The sequence below is a fragment of the Variovorax sp. YR566 genome, from assembly GCF_051992195.1.
Taxonomy (GTDB): Bacteria; Pseudomonadota; Gammaproteobacteria; order Burkholderiales; family Burkholderiaceae_C; genus Variovorax.
The window spans coordinates 5,192,885-5,210,306 of sequence record NZ_CP197092.1 but is presented as its reverse complement, the minus strand read 5'-3'; the positions used below and the strand labels follow the sequence as shown (position 1 = coordinate 5,210,306).

The 17,422-nt window shown below is 65.7% G+C and carries 13 protein-coding genes and 5 tRNA genes; 16 read left to right on the top strand and 2 right to left on the bottom strand.

Going from position 1 to position 17,422, the window contains the following annotated elements:
- The first annotated feature begins 39 nt into the window (after positions 1-39).
- The gene (locus tag ACTG4X_RS24445) at positions 40-3,648 is read left to right on the top strand and encodes an indolepyruvate ferredoxin oxidoreductase family protein (RefSeq protein ID WP_440532112.1); all 3,609 of its coding nucleotides are present in this window, start codon (positions 40-42) and stop codon (positions 3,646-3,648) included.
- 10 nt (positions 3,649-3,658) lie between these two features.
- Here ACTG4X_RS24445 and ACTG4X_RS24440 read toward each other — a convergent pair whose 3' ends face one another.
- Positions 3,659-4,612, bottom strand: coding sequence for a phosphate acetyltransferase (locus ACTG4X_RS24440; protein WP_093082132.1), 954 nt, complete (start codon positions 4,610-4,612; stop codon positions 3,659-3,661).
- Between the two features lie 134 nt (positions 4,613-4,746).
- Between ACTG4X_RS24440 and ACTG4X_RS24435 the strand changes: the two genes are divergently transcribed.
- The 7 genes from ACTG4X_RS24435 (at position 4,747) to ACTG4X_RS24405 (ending at position 6,361) form a co-directional block, all read left to right on the top strand.
- Positions 4,747-4,956, top strand: a complete 210-nt coding sequence (locus ACTG4X_RS24435) for a hypothetical protein (RefSeq protein WP_435468067.1) — start codon at positions 4,747-4,749, stop codon at positions 4,954-4,956.
- Between the two features lie 206 nt (positions 4,957-5,162).
- A tRNA-Leu gene (locus ACTG4X_RS24430) sits at positions 5,163-5,239 on the top strand.
- A gap of 8 nt (positions 5,240-5,247) precedes the next feature.
- Positions 5,248-5,325 (top strand) — tRNA-Pro (locus ACTG4X_RS24425).
- 28 nt (positions 5,326-5,353) lie between these two features.
- Positions 5,354-5,429, top strand: a tRNA-OTHER gene (locus tag ACTG4X_RS24420).
- A gap of 8 nt (positions 5,430-5,437) precedes the next feature.
- Positions 5,438-5,513: transfer RNA gene (locus ACTG4X_RS24415), tRNA-Gln, on the top strand.
- A 17-nt stretch (positions 5,514-5,530) separates the two neighbouring features.
- Positions 5,531-5,606, top strand: a tRNA-Asp gene (locus tag ACTG4X_RS24410).
- A 38-nt stretch (positions 5,607-5,644) separates the two neighbouring features.
- The gene (locus ACTG4X_RS24405; RefSeq protein WP_093059532.1) at positions 5,645-6,361 is read left to right on the top strand and encodes an SIR2 family NAD-dependent protein deacylase; all 717 of its coding nucleotides are present in this window, start codon (positions 5,645-5,647) and stop codon (positions 6,359-6,361) included.
- Positions 6,362-6,612: 251 nt separating this feature from the next.
- Here ACTG4X_RS24405 and ACTG4X_RS24400 read toward each other — a convergent pair whose 3' ends face one another.
- A complete protein-coding gene (locus tag ACTG4X_RS24400) occupies positions 6,613-6,900 on the bottom strand; it encodes a hypothetical protein (RefSeq protein WP_440532111.1) in 288 nt (95 codons plus the stop codon).
- A 42-nt stretch (positions 6,901-6,942) separates the two neighbouring features.
- On the opposite strand from ACTG4X_RS24400, the gene ACTG4X_RS24395 reads away from it, so the two are divergent.
- From ACTG4X_RS24395 to ACTG4X_RS24360, 8 genes are all read left to right on the top strand, one after another.
- On the top strand, positions 6,943-7,425 hold the full coding sequence (locus ACTG4X_RS24395) for an Hcp family type VI secretion system effector (RefSeq protein ID WP_097198611.1): 483 nt from the start codon (positions 6,943-6,945) through the stop codon (positions 7,423-7,425).
- 74 nt (positions 7,426-7,499) lie between these two features.
- Positions 7,500-10,673 carry a type VI secretion system Vgr family protein gene (locus ACTG4X_RS24390; protein ID WP_440532110.1) on the top strand — a complete coding sequence of 1,058 codons (3,174 nt, stop codon included), beginning with the start codon at positions 7,500-7,502 and terminating at the stop codon, positions 10,671-10,673.
- A 4-nt stretch (positions 10,674-10,677) separates the two neighbouring features.
- The gene (locus ACTG4X_RS24385; protein WP_440532109.1) at positions 10,678-11,121 is read left to right on the top strand and encodes a hypothetical protein; all 444 of its coding nucleotides are present in this window, start codon (positions 10,678-10,680) and stop codon (positions 11,119-11,121) included.
- 25 nt (positions 11,122-11,146) lie between these two features.
- Positions 11,147-11,590, top strand: a complete 444-nt coding sequence (locus ACTG4X_RS24380; protein WP_093060049.1) for a DcrB-related protein — start codon at positions 11,147-11,149, stop codon at positions 11,588-11,590.
- 23 nt (positions 11,591-11,613) lie between these two features.
- The gene (locus ACTG4X_RS24375; protein ID WP_440532108.1) at positions 11,614-16,068 is read left to right on the top strand and encodes an RHS repeat-associated core domain-containing protein; all 4,455 of its coding nucleotides are present in this window, start codon (positions 11,614-11,616) and stop codon (positions 16,066-16,068) included.
- Entirely contained in the window at positions 16,062-16,532 is a 471-nt protein-coding gene (locus ACTG4X_RS24370) for a hypothetical protein (protein WP_440532107.1), read from the top strand. The genes ACTG4X_RS24375 and ACTG4X_RS24370 overlap by 7 nt, the downstream gene beginning before the upstream one ends.
- A gap of 19 nt (positions 16,533-16,551) precedes the next feature.
- A complete protein-coding gene (locus tag ACTG4X_RS24365) occupies positions 16,552-16,878 on the top strand; it encodes a hypothetical protein (protein ID WP_440532106.1) in 327 nt (108 codons plus the stop codon).
- 17 nt (positions 16,879-16,895) lie between these two features.
- Positions 16,896-17,411, top strand: a complete 516-nt coding sequence (locus ACTG4X_RS24360; RefSeq protein WP_440532105.1) for a hypothetical protein — start codon at positions 16,896-16,898, stop codon at positions 17,409-17,411.
- The last annotated feature ends 11 nt before the right edge of the window (positions 17,412-17,422 follow it).

The following is a 17,422-nucleotide window of genomic DNA, read 5'->3' as shown; positions in this document are numbered from 1 at the left end:
AGAAGCACTTCCCTGGTGTGTCGCAGAACAATTCCGGGCATGAACGCCCCACATGACACAGCCGCACTCAGACGGCCCGGCTACCAGCTCTCCGACAACCTCTGGGCCCCTTCGGGCTCGGTCTTCATCACCGGCACGCAGGCGCTGATCCGCGTGCTGGTGATGCAGGGCCGGCGCGACGCGCAGCGCGGCCTGCACACGCAGGGCTTCGTCAGCGGCTACCGCGGCTCGCCGCTGGGCATGGTCGACCAGGCCATCTGGAAGGCCGGCGAGCGCTTCAAGGAAACGGGCATCCGCTTTGTGCCGGCCGTCAACGAAGAGCTGGCGGCCACGCAGGTGCTGGGCACGCAGCGCGTCGAGTCGGACCCGGGGCGCACCGTCGAAGGCGTGTTTGCCATGTGGTACGGCAAGGGGCCGGGCGTGGACCGCGCTGGCGACGCCCTCAAGCACGGCAATGCGTATGGCTCGTCGCCGCACGGCGGCGTGCTGGTGGTGGCGGGCGACGACCACGGCTGCGTGTCGTCGTCGATGCCGCACCAGAGCGACCATGCCTTCATGGCCTGGCGCATGCCGGTGATGCAGCCCTCGTGCGTGGCCGAGTACCTGGAGTTCGGCCTGTACGGCTACGAGCTGTCACGCTACTCGGGTGCCTGGGTCGGCATGGCGGCGCTGTCTGAAGTGGTCGAAAGCGCCGGCACCGTCGACCTGGACGTGATCAACGAGCGCGTCGAGGCATGGGAAGACGCCGACACCGTGAGCGCTGCCACCGGCCACCGCGCGCCGCCGGACGGCCTGCATTACCGCTGGCCCGACCTGCCGTCGCTGCGCATCGAATCGCGGCTCGAAGACAAGCTCGCGGCCGTGGCTGCTTTCACCAAGCGCAACAGCATCGACCGCGATGTGATCGTGAGCCCGCACGCAAAGGTGGGCATCGTCACCTGCGGCAAGGCGCATCACGACCTGATGGAGGTGCTGCGCCGGCTCGAACTCTCGCCGGAGCAACTGGCGCGCGCTGGTGTGCGGCTCTACAAGATAGGCCTGAGCTTTCCGGTCGAGCAGACGCGCATCAAGGCTTTTGCGCAGGGGCTCGAAGAGATCCTCATCGTCGAGGAGAAGGGCGCAGTGGTCGAGACGCAGCTGCGCGACATCTTCTACAACGCACCGCCCGAAGCGCGACCAGTGCTCGTGGGCAAGCACGATCGAGATGGCCAGCCGCTGGTGTCGGCGCTCGGCGAGCTGCGCCCGTCACGGCTCATCGAGCTGGTCGCGCACTGGCTGGCCGTGCACTTTCCCGACAACCACGACCTGGGCGACCACCTGCAGCACGTGCGCGACTTCACGCCGCCCGAGCTGCTCGGCAACGCAAGCGATGCGGTCAAGCGCGTGCCGTATTTCTGCGCCGGCTGCCCGCACAACACCAGCACCAAGGTGCCCGAAGGTTCGACGGCGCGCGCCGGCATCGGCTGCCACTTCATGGCCAACTGGATGGACCGCAGCACGGCGGGGCTGATCCAGATGGGCGGGGAGGGCGTCGACTGGATCTCGCACGCGATGTTCACCAAGACGCCGCACGTGTTCCAGAACCTGGGCGACGGCACGTACTACCACTCGGGCTACCTCGCGATCCGGCAGGCCGTGGCGGCCAAGGCAACGCTTACCTACAAGATCCTGTTCAACGACGCGGTGGCGATGACTGGCGGGCAGCCGGTCGATGGCGTCATCAGCGTGGATGCCATCGCGCGGCAGGTCGAGTCGGAAGGGGTGCGCAAGGTCGTCGTCGTCAGCGACGAAATCGGCAAGTACGACGACATCAAGGACCGCTTTCCGAAAGGCACCGAGTTCCACGACCGCGCCGCGCTCGACGACGTGCAGCGCCGCCTGCGCGAGATGCCTGGCGTGACGGTGCTCATCTACGAACAGACCTGCGCGGCCGAGAAGCGCCGCCGCCGCAAGAAGGGCGAACTGGCCGACCCGCCCAAGCGCCTGTTCATCAACGATGCGGTGTGCGAAGGCTGCGGCGACTGCACCGTGCAAAGCAACTGCGTGGCCGTGCTGCCGCACGAAACGTCGATGGGCCGCAAGCGCAAGATCGACCAGACCAGCTGCAACAAGGACTACTCCTGCGCCAAAGGCTTCTGCCCCAGCTTCGTGGGAGTGACGGGCGGCAAGTTGCGCCGCAAGAGCGGCGCGCTGGCGGCCGGGCGCGATGCCTTCCTGCATCGGGTGGCCGCATTGCCGCATCCGGCGGAGCATGTGTGGACCGGCCCCTACGACCTGCTCGTGACCGGCGTGGGCGGCACTGGCGTGGTGACGGTCGGCGCGGTGATCGCCATGGCGGCGCACCTGGAAGCCAAGGCCGCGAGCGTGCTCGACTTCATGGGCTTCGCGCAGAAGGGCGGCTCGGTGCTGAGCTTCGTGCGGCTGGCCGATTCGCGCGAGCGGCTCCATCAGGTGCGCATCGACACGCAACAGGCCGATGCAATCCTGGCCTGCGACGTGGTCGTAGGTGCGTCGGCCGATGCGCTGCAGACCGTGCGACACGGACGCACGCGCGTGCTGGCAAACATCCACGAGATTCCGGTGGCCGAGTCGTTGCGCAACCCCGATGCGGATCTGCATGTGGATCTGCTGCTGGAGAAGATGCGCTTCGTTGCCGGCGAAGAGCAGGTCGAGACTTTCGACGCGCAAAGCCTGGCTGAAGAGTTCCTGGGCGACACGCTGGCGGCGAACATCGTCGCAACCGGCTACGCATGGCAGCGCGGACTGGTGCCGCTGAGCCTGGAGGCGCTGATGCATGCGATCGAGCTGAACGGCGTGGCGGTGGCGGCCAACCAGTCGGCGTTCTCGCTGGGGCGGCTTGCTGCGGGTGACCCTGCGGCGTTGGATCAGTTGCGCGCTGCGCCTGTCGATGCGCATGCATCAACGACCGACGAGCGCCCGCTCGAGACGCTGCTCGCCGATGCACGCCGCCATCTGACCGGCTACCAGAACGCCGCATGGGCGGCACGCTTCGAGACACGCATCCGCAGCCTGCAGGCACACGAGGCGGCACTGCCCGGTGGCGATGCGAGCCTGCCATTCACGCGCAATGCTGCGCGCAGCCTGCTCAAGCTCATGAGCTACAAGGACGAGTACGAGGTGGCGCGCCTGTACACAGACGGCGCATTCATGCAGAAGCTGAAGGAGCAGTTCGAAGGCGAGTTGAAGCTCGAATTCCACATGGCGCCGCCGCTGGTTTCTCGTGGGGCGCACGGGCAGGCACCCGCCAAGATCCGCATCGGCGGCTGGATGCTGTCTGCGATGCGATGGCTGGCGCTTGGCAAGCGGCTGCGCGGTACGGCTTTCGATCCGTTCGGGCGCACTGGCGAGCGGCGCGCAGAGCGTGAGTTGATCGTGCATTTCGATGGCTTGCTCGAAGCCATGGCTGGCGAGTTGTCGGCCGGCAATCAGGCAACGGCCGCGCGCATTGCTGCGTTGCCGCTGTCGATTCGCGGCTTCGGCCACGTCAAGCTCGCGAACCTCGAAGCCGCGAAGCTGCGGGAGGCTGAGTTGCTGCACCGGTTTGCACCGGCGCGCTATCCGAAGCCGGAGCGTGCTGTGGAGGCAGGGCAGATCCGGGGGATTGCGATCGTGGCCGGCGCGCGCTGACCCTGGCTGCTCAGCCGACCGCCTTGATGAGCTTGTCGCGTCCTGCCTTCGCCAGCATGGACGCGACGGCGCAAGAGGCGAGTCGTGCGGGTTCGGAATCGGCGCGGCTCGTGAGGATCACCGGCACCTTCGTGCCCAGCACGATGCCCGCTGCATAGGCGCCACCGAGAAAAGTGAGGCTCTTGGCGAGCATGTTGCCCGCGTCCAGGTCGGGCACGATGAGCACATTGGCGCGGCCCGCTACCGGCGAGGTGATGCCCTTGATGCGCGCGGCCTCGGCGTCGATGGCGTTGTCCATCGCGAGCGGACCGTCGAGCACCGCGCCGGTGATCTGGCCGCGGTCGGCCATCTTGCACAGCACTGCGGCATCGAGCGTTGACGGTACTTTCGGATTGACGGTTTCAGTTGCCGAGAGAACGGCCACGCGCACCGCCGGCATCTGCAGCGCATGCGCGAGATCGATGGCGTTCTGCACGATGTCGACCTTCTCTTCGAGCGTGGGCGCGATGTTGATGGCCGCGTCCGAAATGATCAGTGGCTGCGCGTGCCCGGGTATGTCCATCACAAAGCAATGACTGATGCGGCGCGAGGTGCGCAGGCCGCCTTCGCGGCGCACGACTGCGCCCATCAGTTCGTCGGTGTGAAGGCTACCCTTCATCAATGCGTCGACCTCGCCGCGCAGTGCCATCGCGACGGCGGCATCGGCTGCGGCATGGCTGTGCGGTGCGTCGACGATGGCGATGCCGGAGATGTCGGCGCCTATCTCGCGCGCCGCGGCTTCGATCTTTGTACGCGGGCCGACCAGCGTAGGAGCGATAAGGCCCAGTGCCGCAGAGGAGAGTGCTGCTTCGAGCGACACAGCGTTGGCGGGGTGGACCACTGCAACGCGCAACGGAGGCAGGTTGCGCGCAGCTGCGATCAGGCGGTCGTAGTGCGGATGGGCTGCGAGGGTCGAAGACGCCATGCGGGCTCCTGGAGGTGAAGGGGAGGGGGTGCGTTGCCGCAACGGTACTTGAAAAAAAGTTGATCGAGGCAGTTGACGATTGTGTAAAGACTATTTACAGTCCAAACCCAGTCAACGCCAACAGGACACACATCGTGAAAGCCGCACAGATCCGCATCTACAGCACTTGCCCCGCATCGGGCAATGTGTTCGTGCGCGTCGCATCGCATGCCGGCCTCAGCTTTGGTCTGCTGCCGTCGTCGCAGCAGCTCGATCAGTCCCCGTATTCCATGCAGAAGCCGCAGACCAATCTGTGGTCGTGCGATTACGAGGATCAGGTGCAACCGGGTGGAGGAAGCGCATAGGCGCAGACCTCCCAAGCTCTCTCGAAAAGAGGCCCGGAAACCGCAAGGTTCCGGGCCTCTTTGTTTTTCTTCTCACTCATTTCTCAAGCAGCGATCGTGCTGCATGACATCGGGCTTCGGCCTCGTGAACGCTCTTTAAAAATTCGCAAGCACCGAGGTGAGACCGGCCACTGGAACGGATCGTCGCCTCTCACATTTTTCATTCAGCCCTGGTGACGCAATTGGTAGACGTGTCCGCCTTAGAAGCGGAATTCTGGGAGTTCGAGTCTCCCCTGGGGCACCAAATTTTCTCTGGGTGTAGTGTCAATCTGGTAGACGGCCTGCCTTGGAAGCAGGAGGCTGCAGGTTCAAATCCTGCCACTCAGACCATCTCTTTTTCTTCGTCTTTTTTTTCCACGCGTGTGTAGCTCAACTGGCAGAGCACTGGACTCCAAACACAACGGTTGAAGGTTCGACTCCTTCCGCGCGCGCCATTCCTTACCGGCCCTTCGCCTAGTGGTCCAAGGCACCGGGTTTTGATCCCGGCATCCAAGGTTCGAATCCTTGAGGGTCTGCCAGCTCTTCTTTCTCTTTCGTTCCGCTAACTCAGTGGCCAGAGTGCCTCCCTGTCCAGGAGGAAGCCAGGGGTTCGACTCCCCTGCGGAACGCCATACTCGATCGAACGCAAACGCCAAAGGAGCAGCGAAGCATGAAACCCGAAGTCCAACCGAACAAGATCGTCGTGCTCTCGGGCTCGGGCGTGAGTGCCGAAAGCGGCCTGCCCACGTTCCGCGATGCCAAGGGCCTGTGGAACACCTACTCGTGGCAGGAGCTCGCAAGCCCTGAAGGCTGGCGAAAGCACCCCGAGGCGGTGCTGGCCTTCTACAACGAGCGGCGAGCGAAGGCGTGGCAGGCGCAGCCGAACGCCGCGCACCTTGCCATTGCGTCGCTCGAGTCGGCGTATGAAGTCGTGATCGTCACGCAGAACGTCGACGCGCTGCACGAGCGTGCGGGTTCAAGCAACGTGCTGCACGTGCACGGGCAACTCGCATATGCGCGCGGCACGTCGGAGCCTGAACCCAGGCGCTACCGCATCGACGGCGAACCCATTGCCATGGGCCAGTTGTGCGAGGACGGCACGCAACTGCGGCCTGACATCGTGTGGTTTGGCGAAGCGGTGCAGCACTTCGACGAAGCTGAGCTGCATGTGGCCACCGCGGCGCGCGTGCTGGTGGTGGGCACGTCGCTCACCGTCAACCCTGCGGCATCGCTGGTGCGGTACGCGGATCGCTCTGCGCAGAAGGTGCTGGTTGCGCTCGACATGGAAGACGTGCCGCACGGATTCACCTTCCTGCAAGGCAAGGCCACCGACGTGGTGCCGGCCTTGGTGGCAAGGTGGCTCCACGAGGCGAGAGCCGGCACGTGATTGCTCTGCAGCGCTGCTCCAACCCAAGCCCGTCATCGTGTCGATGACGGGCTTTTTTATTGATCTTTCTTGTTCGAATCGATCAGCGCATCGTGCAGGCAGTGTCTGTAGTTCTTTCTCCGCATGCCGTTTGGCACTGGTCGTGCGCAGGTGCCTCGCTTAAGGTACGTGCCTTGCGAATCCGATGTAGCGCGGACCGCCAACACCTCTCAGACCCTTTGGCTCATTGCATCTTCGAGAGATGGGGCGGTTTAAAACTTATTGTTTTGTTTCGGACGTTTTCTGAAGAAATAGACAAAAAAAGATCCGTGCAACAGATCGATAAAGCAGGAAAAGTTTGTTAAAAATCGGGCCTTCCGTTGCGTACTTGTTTCGATTTGATCGAATGGAAAGTGGGCACGAATGGATTCGAAGGCGCGATGTAATGCGAAAGCGTTGCGCCTGAAAGATGGGGCGACCCCCGCTGTGTCACCAGCGCTGGCGCCATCCGGTTGCGATTCGCTGCCGTCCTCCTGCAACTGGAGGGCGGCTGGTTCCACGGTGTCCTCGATGGGCACGAAATTTCTGAGGGAGTTGATCTCATGGCAGTAGACATGTTCATGCGCGTTGAAGGCGCAAACGGCGAATCGAAGGACTCGAACCACAAGGAGTGGACGGACATCAAGTCGTTTGCGTGGGGAGCAACGCAGCCTGGAAACATGGTCAGCGGCGGCGGCGGCGGGGTTGGCAAGGCCAGCTTCAACGACCTGCAGGTGCTCGCGCGCATCGACAAGGCGGCGCCTTCGGTGCTCAAGAACTGCGCCAGCGGCAAGCACCTGAGCAAGGTGGAAGTGTCGGTGTGCAAGGCCGGCGGTTCGCAGATCGAATACACCCGCGTCACGCTCGAAGAAGTGCTGGTCACCTCGGTGCAGTACACGGCCGAGCAGGGTTCAGACGCCGTGTTCGTGCAGTACGCCTTCCAGGCCGCGAAGGTGAAGCAGCAGTACTGGGAACAGACCGACAAGGGCGGCAAGGGCGCCGAGACGGTGTTGGGCTGGAACATCAAGGAAAACAAGGAAGCATGAGTTCCCTTTGCCGGGCGCGTTGCACGCTTCTGCGGCACGCGCCGGGCTCGCATTGACCAGGGAGCCTTCCAGGAATGACCCGTAGCTTCATCGCCCACAGCGTGTTGGGCGAGCGCCTGAAGTTCCGCTCGATGACGGGACAGGAGCGCATCTCCGCACTGTTCGAGCATCGCGTGCGGCTCATCAGCGACATGCCCAACATCCAGCCCAAGCGCATGCTGGGGGAGGACATGAGCATCGAGGTGAACCTCGCCACGGAACTCGGCGGCGCCGGCAAGCGCTTCCTGAGTGGACAGGTCACGCGCTTTGCCTACGTGGGCAAGGACGACGGCGACATGTGCGTGTACGAGGCCACGCTGCGCCCCTGGCTGTGGTACGCCACGCGTCGCTCCGACTTCAAGATCTTCCAGTTCAAGACGGCACCGCAGATCCTGCAGGAGGTGCTCGCGCCCTACGGCTATGCCATCGACGCGCGCCTGAGCGGCAACTACCGCACCTGGGACTACTGCGTGCAGTACTCGGAGAGCGACTTCAACTTCGTCAGCCGGCTCATGGAGCAGGAGGGCATCTACTACTTCTTCTCGCACGCGCAGGGCAGCCATCAGCTGGTGCTGTGCGACGGCGCGGATTCGCACGCCCCCCTGCCCAGCGGTCCGGTGAAGGTGCCGTACCACGCGGGGGTGCTGGCCGCGCAGATCCTCGAGCAGGACTTCATCGACAGCTGGAGCCATTCGGAAGACATCGCTTCGGGCAACTTCGCCGCTGACGACTACGACTTCAAGAAGCCCAACGCCGAGATCGACACAGTGCGCCAGCAGCCGGCCGGCCACAGCCGCGACGACTTCGAGATCTACGACTGGCCCGGCGGCTACACCGAGCTGGGTGACGGCGAGAACTATGCACGCCTGCGGCTGGAGCAGCTCGCCGGGCGCCGCGAACTGGTGAGTGCCGAAGGCAACCTGCGCCACATGGCACCGGGCTACCTGTTCGAGCTGGCGCGCCATCCGAACGCCGAGGACAACCGCCGCTACCTGATCGAGGCCGTGACCTACGACTTCCAGGAGAACGCGCTGCGCGTGGTCGGCGCGGCGGACGCGGCCTACAGCGAATCGACCAGCAGCACCAGCTATCGCCAGACCTTCGAGGTGCTCCCCGACAGCGCGCCCTACCGGCCCGCGCGCGTCACGCCCAGGCCGCGCACCACCGGGCCGCAGACCGCGGTGGTGGTGGGCCCCGCGGGCGAAGAGATTCACACCGATGAGTACGGCCGCATCAAGGTGCAGTTTCATTGGGACCGCTATGGCCGGCGCGACGAGAACTCGTCGTGCTGGATCCGCGTGTCGCAGACCTGGGCTGGCAGCAACTACGGCGCCATGCATATCCCGCGTATCGGACAGGAGGTGATCGTCGACTTTCTCAACGGCGACCCTGACTATCCGATCGTCACCGGCTGTGTCTACAACGCCGCGCAGATGCCGCCTTGGGAGCTGCCGCGCCACAAGACGCAGACCGGCTTCCAGACGAACTGGAGCAAGGGCGGCGGCGGCAAGCACATGCTGCGCTTCGAGGACAGCTGCGGCACCGAGCACATCGAGCTGTCGACCGACCACGGCAACACCCACCTGCACATGGGCTACCTGATGAACCAGGGCTCGGGCGTGCAGCGCAGCTATGGCTTCGAGCTGCGCACCAACGAGTGGGGCTCCATCCGCGCGGACAAGGGCCTGCTGTTGACCACCTACACGCAGGACTACGCGCAACGCGTCTCGCGCGACAACCCCGACGGCCACGAGCACATGGGCGCCACGCTGGCGCAGAGCAATGCGCTGATGCAGGCGTCGGGCCAGGCCATCGCGGCCACCAAGGCGCTGGTCGGGTCGATGGCTCAGGGCAAGAACCAGACGCTGATGGGCCTGGTGCAGGGTGTGCAGGCCGCGGGCGGCGTTTCGCAGGCCGTGGCAGCACTGGCCGCGGGCGGCACGCCGGAAGCCGGCGTCTCGGACAACCCCGACCCCGCCATGGCCGACGCGCAGCAGATGCTCGACCTCTCGCGCAAGATCGACAAGCCCGTGGTCTCCATCGTCAGCCCCGAGGGGCAGACCATGATCAGTCCCAAGCCTATCGTGGTGAGCTCGGGGCAGAGCGTGTCGATGCGCGCCACTTCGGCCATGACGCTGACCACCGGCGCGCAGCTCACGCAGCTCGTTACCGGCGGCATGCTCACGCAGGTGAGCGAGGGCGGGCAGGTCAACGTGGTGTCGGGCGGCGACATCGTCTCGCACGCCAGCGCGGGCGCCGTCAACCTGGTGTCGAAGACCGACGCCTCCATGACCTCCACCGAGAGCAACGCCAACATCACAGGCCGCAAGTCGGTCGTGATCCAGGCGGCCGACCAGGACGTGTTCGTCACCGGCAAGACCAGCATCTCGCTGATCTGCGGCAAGTCGTCCATCGTGCTGCTGGCCGACGGCACGGTGAACATCAACGGCGTGAAGGGCCTCGTCAACTTCACGGGCGAGCTCGACCAGCGCGGCAGCAAGATCTTCTTGAACTGCGATGCGCCCATCGGCAGCCAGAGCGAGGAAGCCGTGGTGGAAGACGGCGTGCCCCTGACGCCCGCGGCTGCTGCCACGTCGGCAGAGGCATCGGAGCGTGCTGTGCCCGCAGCCGCGCCGCCGGGCTACGTCACCACCGGCCTCGGCAAAGGTGTCGACGCCATCGCGGCGAGGTCGCCCACGCTGCAGAGGCAGATCAAGTTTTTGCAGGGCGAGAAATGGAATGTCAGCTATGGCGCTGCAGGCGGAGGCTCGTATGCCAACACCAATCCGGGTGTCAGGAAGATCGTGATCGACGGCGACTACGCGAGCGACCCGTACAAGACCGCCGCCTCGCTGTCGCACGAGGTCGGGCACGCGGTCTATTCATACCGCTTCAAGCCCGATATTTCCTCGAAGACCGCGTTCGTCAACAGCATGCTCAGCTCCGAGGGCGAGGCCGCACTGAACCAGATCCAGGTGCAGCGTGAAGTCTGGCGCGCGGCCAAGGTCGACATCCTCCAGGGCGCGAACCCCGCGAATGTGGAAGCTTTCAACGAGGCCTACAACGGCATGGTGAAGGGTGGTACCCGGGAGGCCGCAAGGGCAGCGGCCGGCAAGTACTACGGCACGCTCACCACATCGACCACCGGCGAGCAGTACACGCAGTACTACGGCAACTCCTACGACAAGAAATATGCCGGCAAGCACTGAATCCATGAACCGGCAAGCCACGACCATGACGCTCTGGCAGGCCATCGATGCGCTGGCGGCGCAGTTGCCGTTCTCCACGCAGGAGGTCGGCCGCACGCTGTCGACCACCTTGAGCGACACGCATGCCGCGGGCGGCGACGCGTTCCGGTTCTTCGAAGGTACGCCGGTGCGCCTTGCGGATGGCGCTGAGCTTGCGCGCATCGACCTGCGCATCAAGCGCGAAGACGCGAGCCAGGGCTTCCTGGTGCTGGAGCTGAAGGGGCGCTGCGTGCCGATGGCCGAAGTGCGCCAGCGCTACGCCGCACTGGAACTCATCGACGTGCCGCGCGGCCGTTCGCTCGACGAAGCGAGCACCTTCACGGCCACGCTCGGCTGGGGCCGGCTGTCGTTCGGCTTCACCGAGCGCAACCCCGACTGCCTGGCCTTCGTGGCTTTCGACCCCGCATAGAACAAACCCGGAAGAAAGCAGCCTGATGAAGTACCACATCCAGGAAGGCCAGTTCGACGTGCCGGACGATGGGCGCATCGATCGCTCGATGAACGTGCTGGCCATGCCCGATGGCTCCGGCACCACGCTCATCGTGAGCCGCGATGCGCTGCGCGCGCAGGAGAGCCTGGCGCAGTTCGTCACGCGGCAGATGAACGACCTGACGCGCCAGGTGAGCCAGCTGAAGGAGGTGTCGCGCACCGACATCGCCGTGGGGCCCGCCATTGCGAGCCTGCGCGCCATCGAGCTCGCCACGCAGTTCAAGCAGAACGGACAGGCGCTGCACCAACGCCAGGCCGTGTTTCTCTTGCCGCAGGACGCCACCGGCAAGGCCGTGCTCATTCTCACGGCCAGCAGCCCCGTGCCGTTCGACGCAGAGGCGCTCGCGCTGTGGCGGCGCACGCTCGAGAGCTTTCAGCCCAGGGCCTGACACCTTGAAGGCCACGACGACCCATGGCCGGTAAACCCGCCGCCCGGCTGCACGACCCCATTGCCCACACCAACGCGCACGCGCGCTTCTGGGCCAAGTTCGCGGGCGGGCTGATCGGCGGCATCGCCGTTGGCTTCGCGGTGGGCGTGGCGGCGGCCGCCGTGGTCGGCACCGGGGGGCTTGCGGGGCCGCTGGTGGCGGGCGCTGTGGTGGTGGGCGCGCGCATGGTCGGCGGGTACGTCGGCGCGAGCCTGGGCGAGTCGATTGCCGATGCGCTGGTGCCCGAGACCCTCACCGTGACCGGCATGATTACCAGCGGCTCGTCGGACGTGTTCATCGACAACAAGGCCATAGGCGCGGCGCGCGCCTCGCCCGAGATGCCGATGGACACCGTGAGCTGCAAGAAAGACTCGCCGCAGATCCTTCTTGCCGAGGGCGCGGAGACCGTGTTCGTCAACATGGGCGTGGCCTCGCGCAAGGACGACCACACCGAGTGCGGCGCCAAGGTGAGCGAAGGCTCGCCCACCGTCTTCATCGGTGGGCCGACCGCACGCGTGCGCGAGGTGGCCGACGAGGTGCCGCTCATCTCGAAGGTGCTGGTGACCATCTTCAACGTGGTCATGATCTACCGCGGCCTGCGCTGCCTGCCCAAGCTCGCGCGCCAGGGCAAGAACGCGCTGCCTTGCCTGATCGAAGGGGCGGTGGGGCTGGGCATGGGCATCCACGGCCTGGTCAGCTCCTTCGGCAACCCGGTGCATGCGGCCACTGGCGGAAAGTTTCTGGGCGGTGAGAGCGAGCTCGACTTCAGCTTGCCCGGCCCGCTGCCCATTGCGTGGCAGCGCTTCTACAGCAGCCACGACCTTCGCCGCGACGGCGCGCTTGGGCAAGGCTGGAGCCTGCCCTATGCAATGGAGCTGCGGCTGGGCAATGACGCCGCCGGACAGCCCACCGTGACGCTCATCGATGAGCAGGGCCGGCCGATGGTGCTGCCAGACATCGAGCCCGGTACTCGGCAATACAGCCTGCGCGACGGCCTGGACCTGTGCCGCTCCGAAGGCGGCCACTACTTCATTCACGTGCCGGGCGGGCTGTTCTTCATGTTCGGGCCACCGTCCGCCGAACTGCCGCGCACGCAGACGCTGAAGCTCGCGCGGCTCGAGGACCGCAACGGCAACTTCATCGACCTGCGCCACGATGCGCTGGGCCGGCTGAGCGAGCTGACCGACAGCACCGGGCGCCTGCTTGCGCTCGACTACGCGGGCGAGAGCCGCCGGCTGAGGGCAGTGCGCCTGGCTGCCGGTGCGCCCGGCGAGCTGCCGGGCCTGCTGGTGGCGTACAGGCACGACGCCGAAGGCCGCCTGCTCGACGTGACCGACCGCAACGGCGTAGTGGTGCGCCGCTTCGGCTACGACGCCCAGGGCCTCATGAGCTTCCACGCCGACGCGGCGGGGCTGGAGTGCCGCTACGAGTGGCGCGGCTCGGCCGGCGACGCGCACGTGGCCCGCCACTGGACAAACGACGGAGAGAGCTACGCCGTGCGCCGCATGACGCCCCCCGCGGACGATGCGCTGGCGCTGGGTGAAACCCTGGTCATCGACCAGCTCGGCCGCGAATTCGCCTGGCACTGGAACGCCGACCACCAGGTCACCGACTACATCGACGCGGCCGGCCGCCAATGGCATGCGCAGTACAACGAGCTGCGCCAGCTCGTTGCCATCACCGAGCCGGGAGGCGCCACCACGCGCTGCACCTACGACCCCATGGGGTTCATGAGCAGCCGCACCGATGCGCTGGGCCGCACGCAGAGCACAGGCTGGACCGAGTTCGGCGAGCGCTGGCGCGAAACCCTTGCAGACGGCAGCACCTGGACTTATGCCTACAGCGACCAGGGCAACCTGGTGCGCGAGACCGACCCGCTGGGCCACACCTCCGAGTACGCCTACGACAGGCGGGGCCTGCCCATCGTCGTTACCGACGGCAAGGGCGGCACCAACCGCATGGCCTGGAACGAGTGCGCGCAACTGCTCTCCCTGACCGACTGCTCCGGCAAGACCACGCGCTACACCTACGACGGCTGGGGCCACCTGCAGGCCGTGACCGACGCAGCGGGCCAGCGCACGCGATTGACGCACGACGCCATGGGACGGCTGCTGTCGGTGTCGCTGCCCGACCAGAGCCATCAGTCGTTCCGCCGCGACGCGGCCGGCCGCATCGTGGCCGCCACCGATGCGCTGAGCCGCAGCACGCAATTCGCACTCGGCCTGCGTGGCCAGCCGCTGACGCGGCAGGACGCCGAGGGGCGCCGCATCGCGTGGCACTACGACAGCGCCCAGCGCCTGCAGTCGCTCGTCAACGAGAACGGCCTGCACTTCGAGTTCGTGCGCGACGCCGCCGACCGCGTGGTGGAAGAGCGCCGCGTGGGCGGCACGCGTGTGCAGGTGGAATGCGACGCCAACGGCTGGCCGGTGTGCATCACCCATGTGCCGGGCATCGGTGACGAAGACCTCGCGCTGCACGACGGCACCGGGCCAAGGCCCGCCGCGAGCCGGCCCTTGCGCACAGAACTGCTGCGCGACGCCGTGGGCCGCCTGGTCGGAAAGCGCACCGAGAGCCACCACTATCGCTACAGCTACGACCAGCTCGATCGGCTGACCGAGGCGGTCAAGCTGCAGGCGCCGCAACCCGGCACCGGCGGCGAAGCGCGCACGCTGCACCGCACCGTTTTCGCCTACGACAAGCTCGGCCGGCTGATCGAAGAGACCGCCATCGACGAGCTCACCGGCGAGACGCACACCCTGCACCACGCGCACGACGAACTGGGCAACCGCACGCAGACCGTGTTGCCCGCCATCGCGTCGCAGCCAGGCGTGCAGCGTGTGCTGAACTACCTGTACTACGGCTCCGGCCACCTGCACCAGATCAACCTGTCGCAGCAGCGCGGCGATGCACCCGCGGTGCACCAGCTCATCAGCGACATCGAGCGCGACGACCTGCACCGCGAAGTGGCGCGCAGCCAGGGTGCGCTGCACACCCGCTTCGCGCTCGACCCCTTGGGCCGACGTGCCGCGTCGTGGTGCCGGGCTGGCGGGCTGGACACGGCTTTCACTACGCAAGACCCGAGCTGGCGCCAGGCCATCGACAGCGCCGGCACGCCCGGGGCCCGCTTGCTCGACGGGTTGATGAAGGAATACAGCTACGACCCCGTGGGCGAGCTGCGGCAGAGCCGGCATTCGCTGCAGGGCACGACAGGGCACCGGTACGACGCTACCGGGCGCATCGAGGAAACCTTGCGCAGCGCGGCGGCTGCCAACAGCGAACGCTTCGCCTACGACCCTGCGGGCAACCTGCTCGATGCATCATCGACCGCGCTCGGCTATGTGCGCGACAACTTAGTGCGCGTTTTCGAGGACAAGCGCTACAGCTACGACGGCCATGGCCGGCTGGTGCGCAAGAGGGCGGGCAGGCATACCGAGCAGCGCTTCGAGTGGGACGAGGAAAGCCGCCTCATGGCCGTGCACACCACGCGCCGCCCGGGCACGCCCGAAGCCACCACGCAACTCACCCGCTTCGACTACGACGCCATGGGGCGGCGCGTGGCGAAGCACGATGCGTTCGGCAGCACGCGGTTCGTCTGGGAGGGGATGCGGCTGATCGAGGAGCGCAGGGGCTCGCAGGTGGTGAGCTATGTGTACGAGCCCGAAAGCCACGTACCGGTCGCACGGCTTGACGCCAAGGCCGAGCCCACCTCGGCATCGACCACGGCGCAGGTCTTTCACTTTCACAACGACACCGCCGGCCTGCCGGAAGAACTGAGCAACAACGAAGGCCAGCTGTGCTGGCGCGCGAGCTACAGGACATGGGGCGCGACCGTTACCGAGCAATGGGAGGTCACGGCCCTGAATGGACGCGCTGTTGCATCGACCGGCACGGCGCCCCAGGCCATCGAGCAGAACCTGCGCTTCCAGGGCCAGTACCTGGACCGGGACACGGGGCTGCACTACAACACCTTCCGGTTTTATGACCCGGACATCGGGCGGTTCATCAGCCCTGACCCCATCGGGCTTGCGGGTGGCGACAACCTGCACAGCTACTCTCCCAATCCCATCGGCTGGATCGATCCGCTCGGACTGTCGCCAGACTACACGGTCTCCGCGAACACAGCACTTCCCGACGTGCAGACCCGTGGCATTCACGTCAACGTCGGCGTTCCGAACGGCAAGCCGATCCACGTGGGGTTGCGACCCGACCATGTCGGCGGCGTTGGCTTGGTGCCGGCCGACCCACGAGCGCGTGCCATTGCGCAGAAGAACCCGGCGCAGTGGTCGAGAATCCAGCAGTCCGTCAACACTTGGCTCCAGAATCCTTCGAACGCCAAAAAAATGGCGGACACCGCGGGCGCGGCGAAGTCGGCATTCACGCGACAGGGCGCCGAGTTCGCGCACCTGGAGCGAAATCTCAAGAAAGGCGTCGGATGTTGAAGCAAACCATCGCCGCGCAACTCGACCTGCTGCACTACCTCGAGCGAGGCGCCGTGCATCTGGCCGCTGGCATGAGCATTCCGGAAGAGGCAGCCTGCGAGCAAGAGGCCGACGAGCAATGGCGCACGGGGTCAGGGACCGTCTACACCTTCGACTTCGACGGCTGGAGCCTCAACCTCCATTTCGACCCCGAAAAGAATTTCTCGCACGACACCATCGACTTCTTCGGCCATTGCGATCTACCCGGTTTCTCGGACATTGCCGGGCCTTTGCAAGCCGCCAGCGCCTTCGAAGGCGCGACACACTTCGACCTGGGCGACGAGCAGGTGGTGCTGCTTCCCTCCAGTGTCACGGTTCATTTCCGCAAGGAGGAGGGCGACGTGCAGGTGCTGACGAAGATTGCCGGTGCTCTGCTTCCGCACGGTGCGCTCGCGGACTACTACCGCTCGATGCTGCAGCGTTGAGCGTGGCCCCGTTGCACCCATGCTCGACATCTACTTCGTCCCATCTTCATGCAGGTCCATACCCAAGGATCCGCGCGGATTGGTGCATGCGGGCTCCATCGATTTCGATGCGCATCGCTCCTTGGACGTTGTGTTCGACCAATGCGGGAAAAAGGGCGCAAACCTCACCTACTTCGACGACTCGCTGCTTTGCCCCGAGCAGGTCGTGACGATGCAGCGTGTGTTCGACGCGAACACCGGGGCACTTGGCGCTCATCGCGGGCAGATCGCCGCGTTCAACGCGATCCGGGGGATTCTTGATCGTGCCGCGGAACAGGGCATGGGGCTTGCGGCGTTCTGCGACTGAGGCCGGAGAAGAGCCCCTTGAAGAACACGCAGCTGTCGATGCTTCCACCGTTCATCCTGGATGCGATAGCGCAGCCCATCGGCTGCGTGCATGACCACGCCCGGTTGGTCGCCAGCCTGGGCGCTGCGCTGTCGAACGGTTTGGGCGTGGCGTTCGTTCTGGACGACGACATGAACTACAACCCCGCGCAGTCGCTGACGTGCAAGCTGTCGGGCCGGGACGCGGTGTTGAAGAAGCGCTTCGAATTCGATGTTCGCTTCTACATCTCGGCAAAGGCGCCGCTGTTTGCCGTCTACTGCTTCGACAGGAAGTGGGGCATGGTCGATCGAGCCAATGTCAATCACCCGATCGATCCGGCGAGGTTGCCCAAAGCGGCGAGGGCTTCGATAGACAAGGGCCGGGCCGTGCTTGCGGCGCAGGGTCTGCAGGAAGTGGCGCACGCGTATTTCTTTCTGCCTGCACCCGGCTGCACCACGCAGCTCGACGGTTTGCCGGCGAACGTGCTCGAGAGCCTGTTCGCCGAGATCGTTTGAGCGGCCCCTGA

Excerpts from the sequence above, each read along its gene's own strand:
- ACTG4X_RS24445 (WP_440532112.1), top strand. The coding sequence starts at position 40 with ATGAACGCCCCACATGACACAGCCGCACTCAGACGGCCCGGCTACCAG.
- ACTG4X_RS24395 (WP_097198611.1), top strand. The coding sequence starts at position 6,943 with ATGGCAGTAGACATGTTCATGCGCGTTGAAGGCGCAAACGGCGAATCG.
- ACTG4X_RS24385 (WP_440532109.1), top strand. The coding sequence starts at position 10,678 with ATGAACCGGCAAGCCACGACCATGACGCTCTGGCAGGCCATCGATGCG.
- ACTG4X_RS24440 (WP_093082132.1), bottom strand. The coding sequence starts at position 4,612 with ATGGCGTCTTCGACCCTCGCAGCCCATCCGCACTACGACCGCCTGATC.
- ACTG4X_RS24380 (WP_093060049.1), top strand. The coding sequence starts at position 11,147 with ATGAAGTACCACATCCAGGAAGGCCAGTTCGACGTGCCGGACGATGGG.
- ACTG4X_RS24405 (WP_093059532.1), top strand. The coding sequence starts at position 5,645 with ATGAAACCCGAAGTCCAACCGAACAAGATCGTCGTGCTCTCGGGCTCG.
- ACTG4X_RS24370 (WP_440532107.1), top strand. The coding sequence starts at position 16,062 with ATGTTGAAGCAAACCATCGCCGCGCAACTCGACCTGCTGCACTACCTC.
- ACTG4X_RS24365 (WP_440532106.1), top strand. The coding sequence starts at position 16,552 with ATGCTCGACATCTACTTCGTCCCATCTTCATGCAGGTCCATACCCAAG.
- ACTG4X_RS24375 (WP_440532108.1), top strand. The coding sequence starts at position 11,614 with ATGGCCGGTAAACCCGCCGCCCGGCTGCACGACCCCATTGCCCACACC.
- ACTG4X_RS24390 (WP_440532110.1), top strand. The coding sequence starts at position 7,500 with ATGACCCGTAGCTTCATCGCCCACAGCGTGTTGGGCGAGCGCCTGAAG.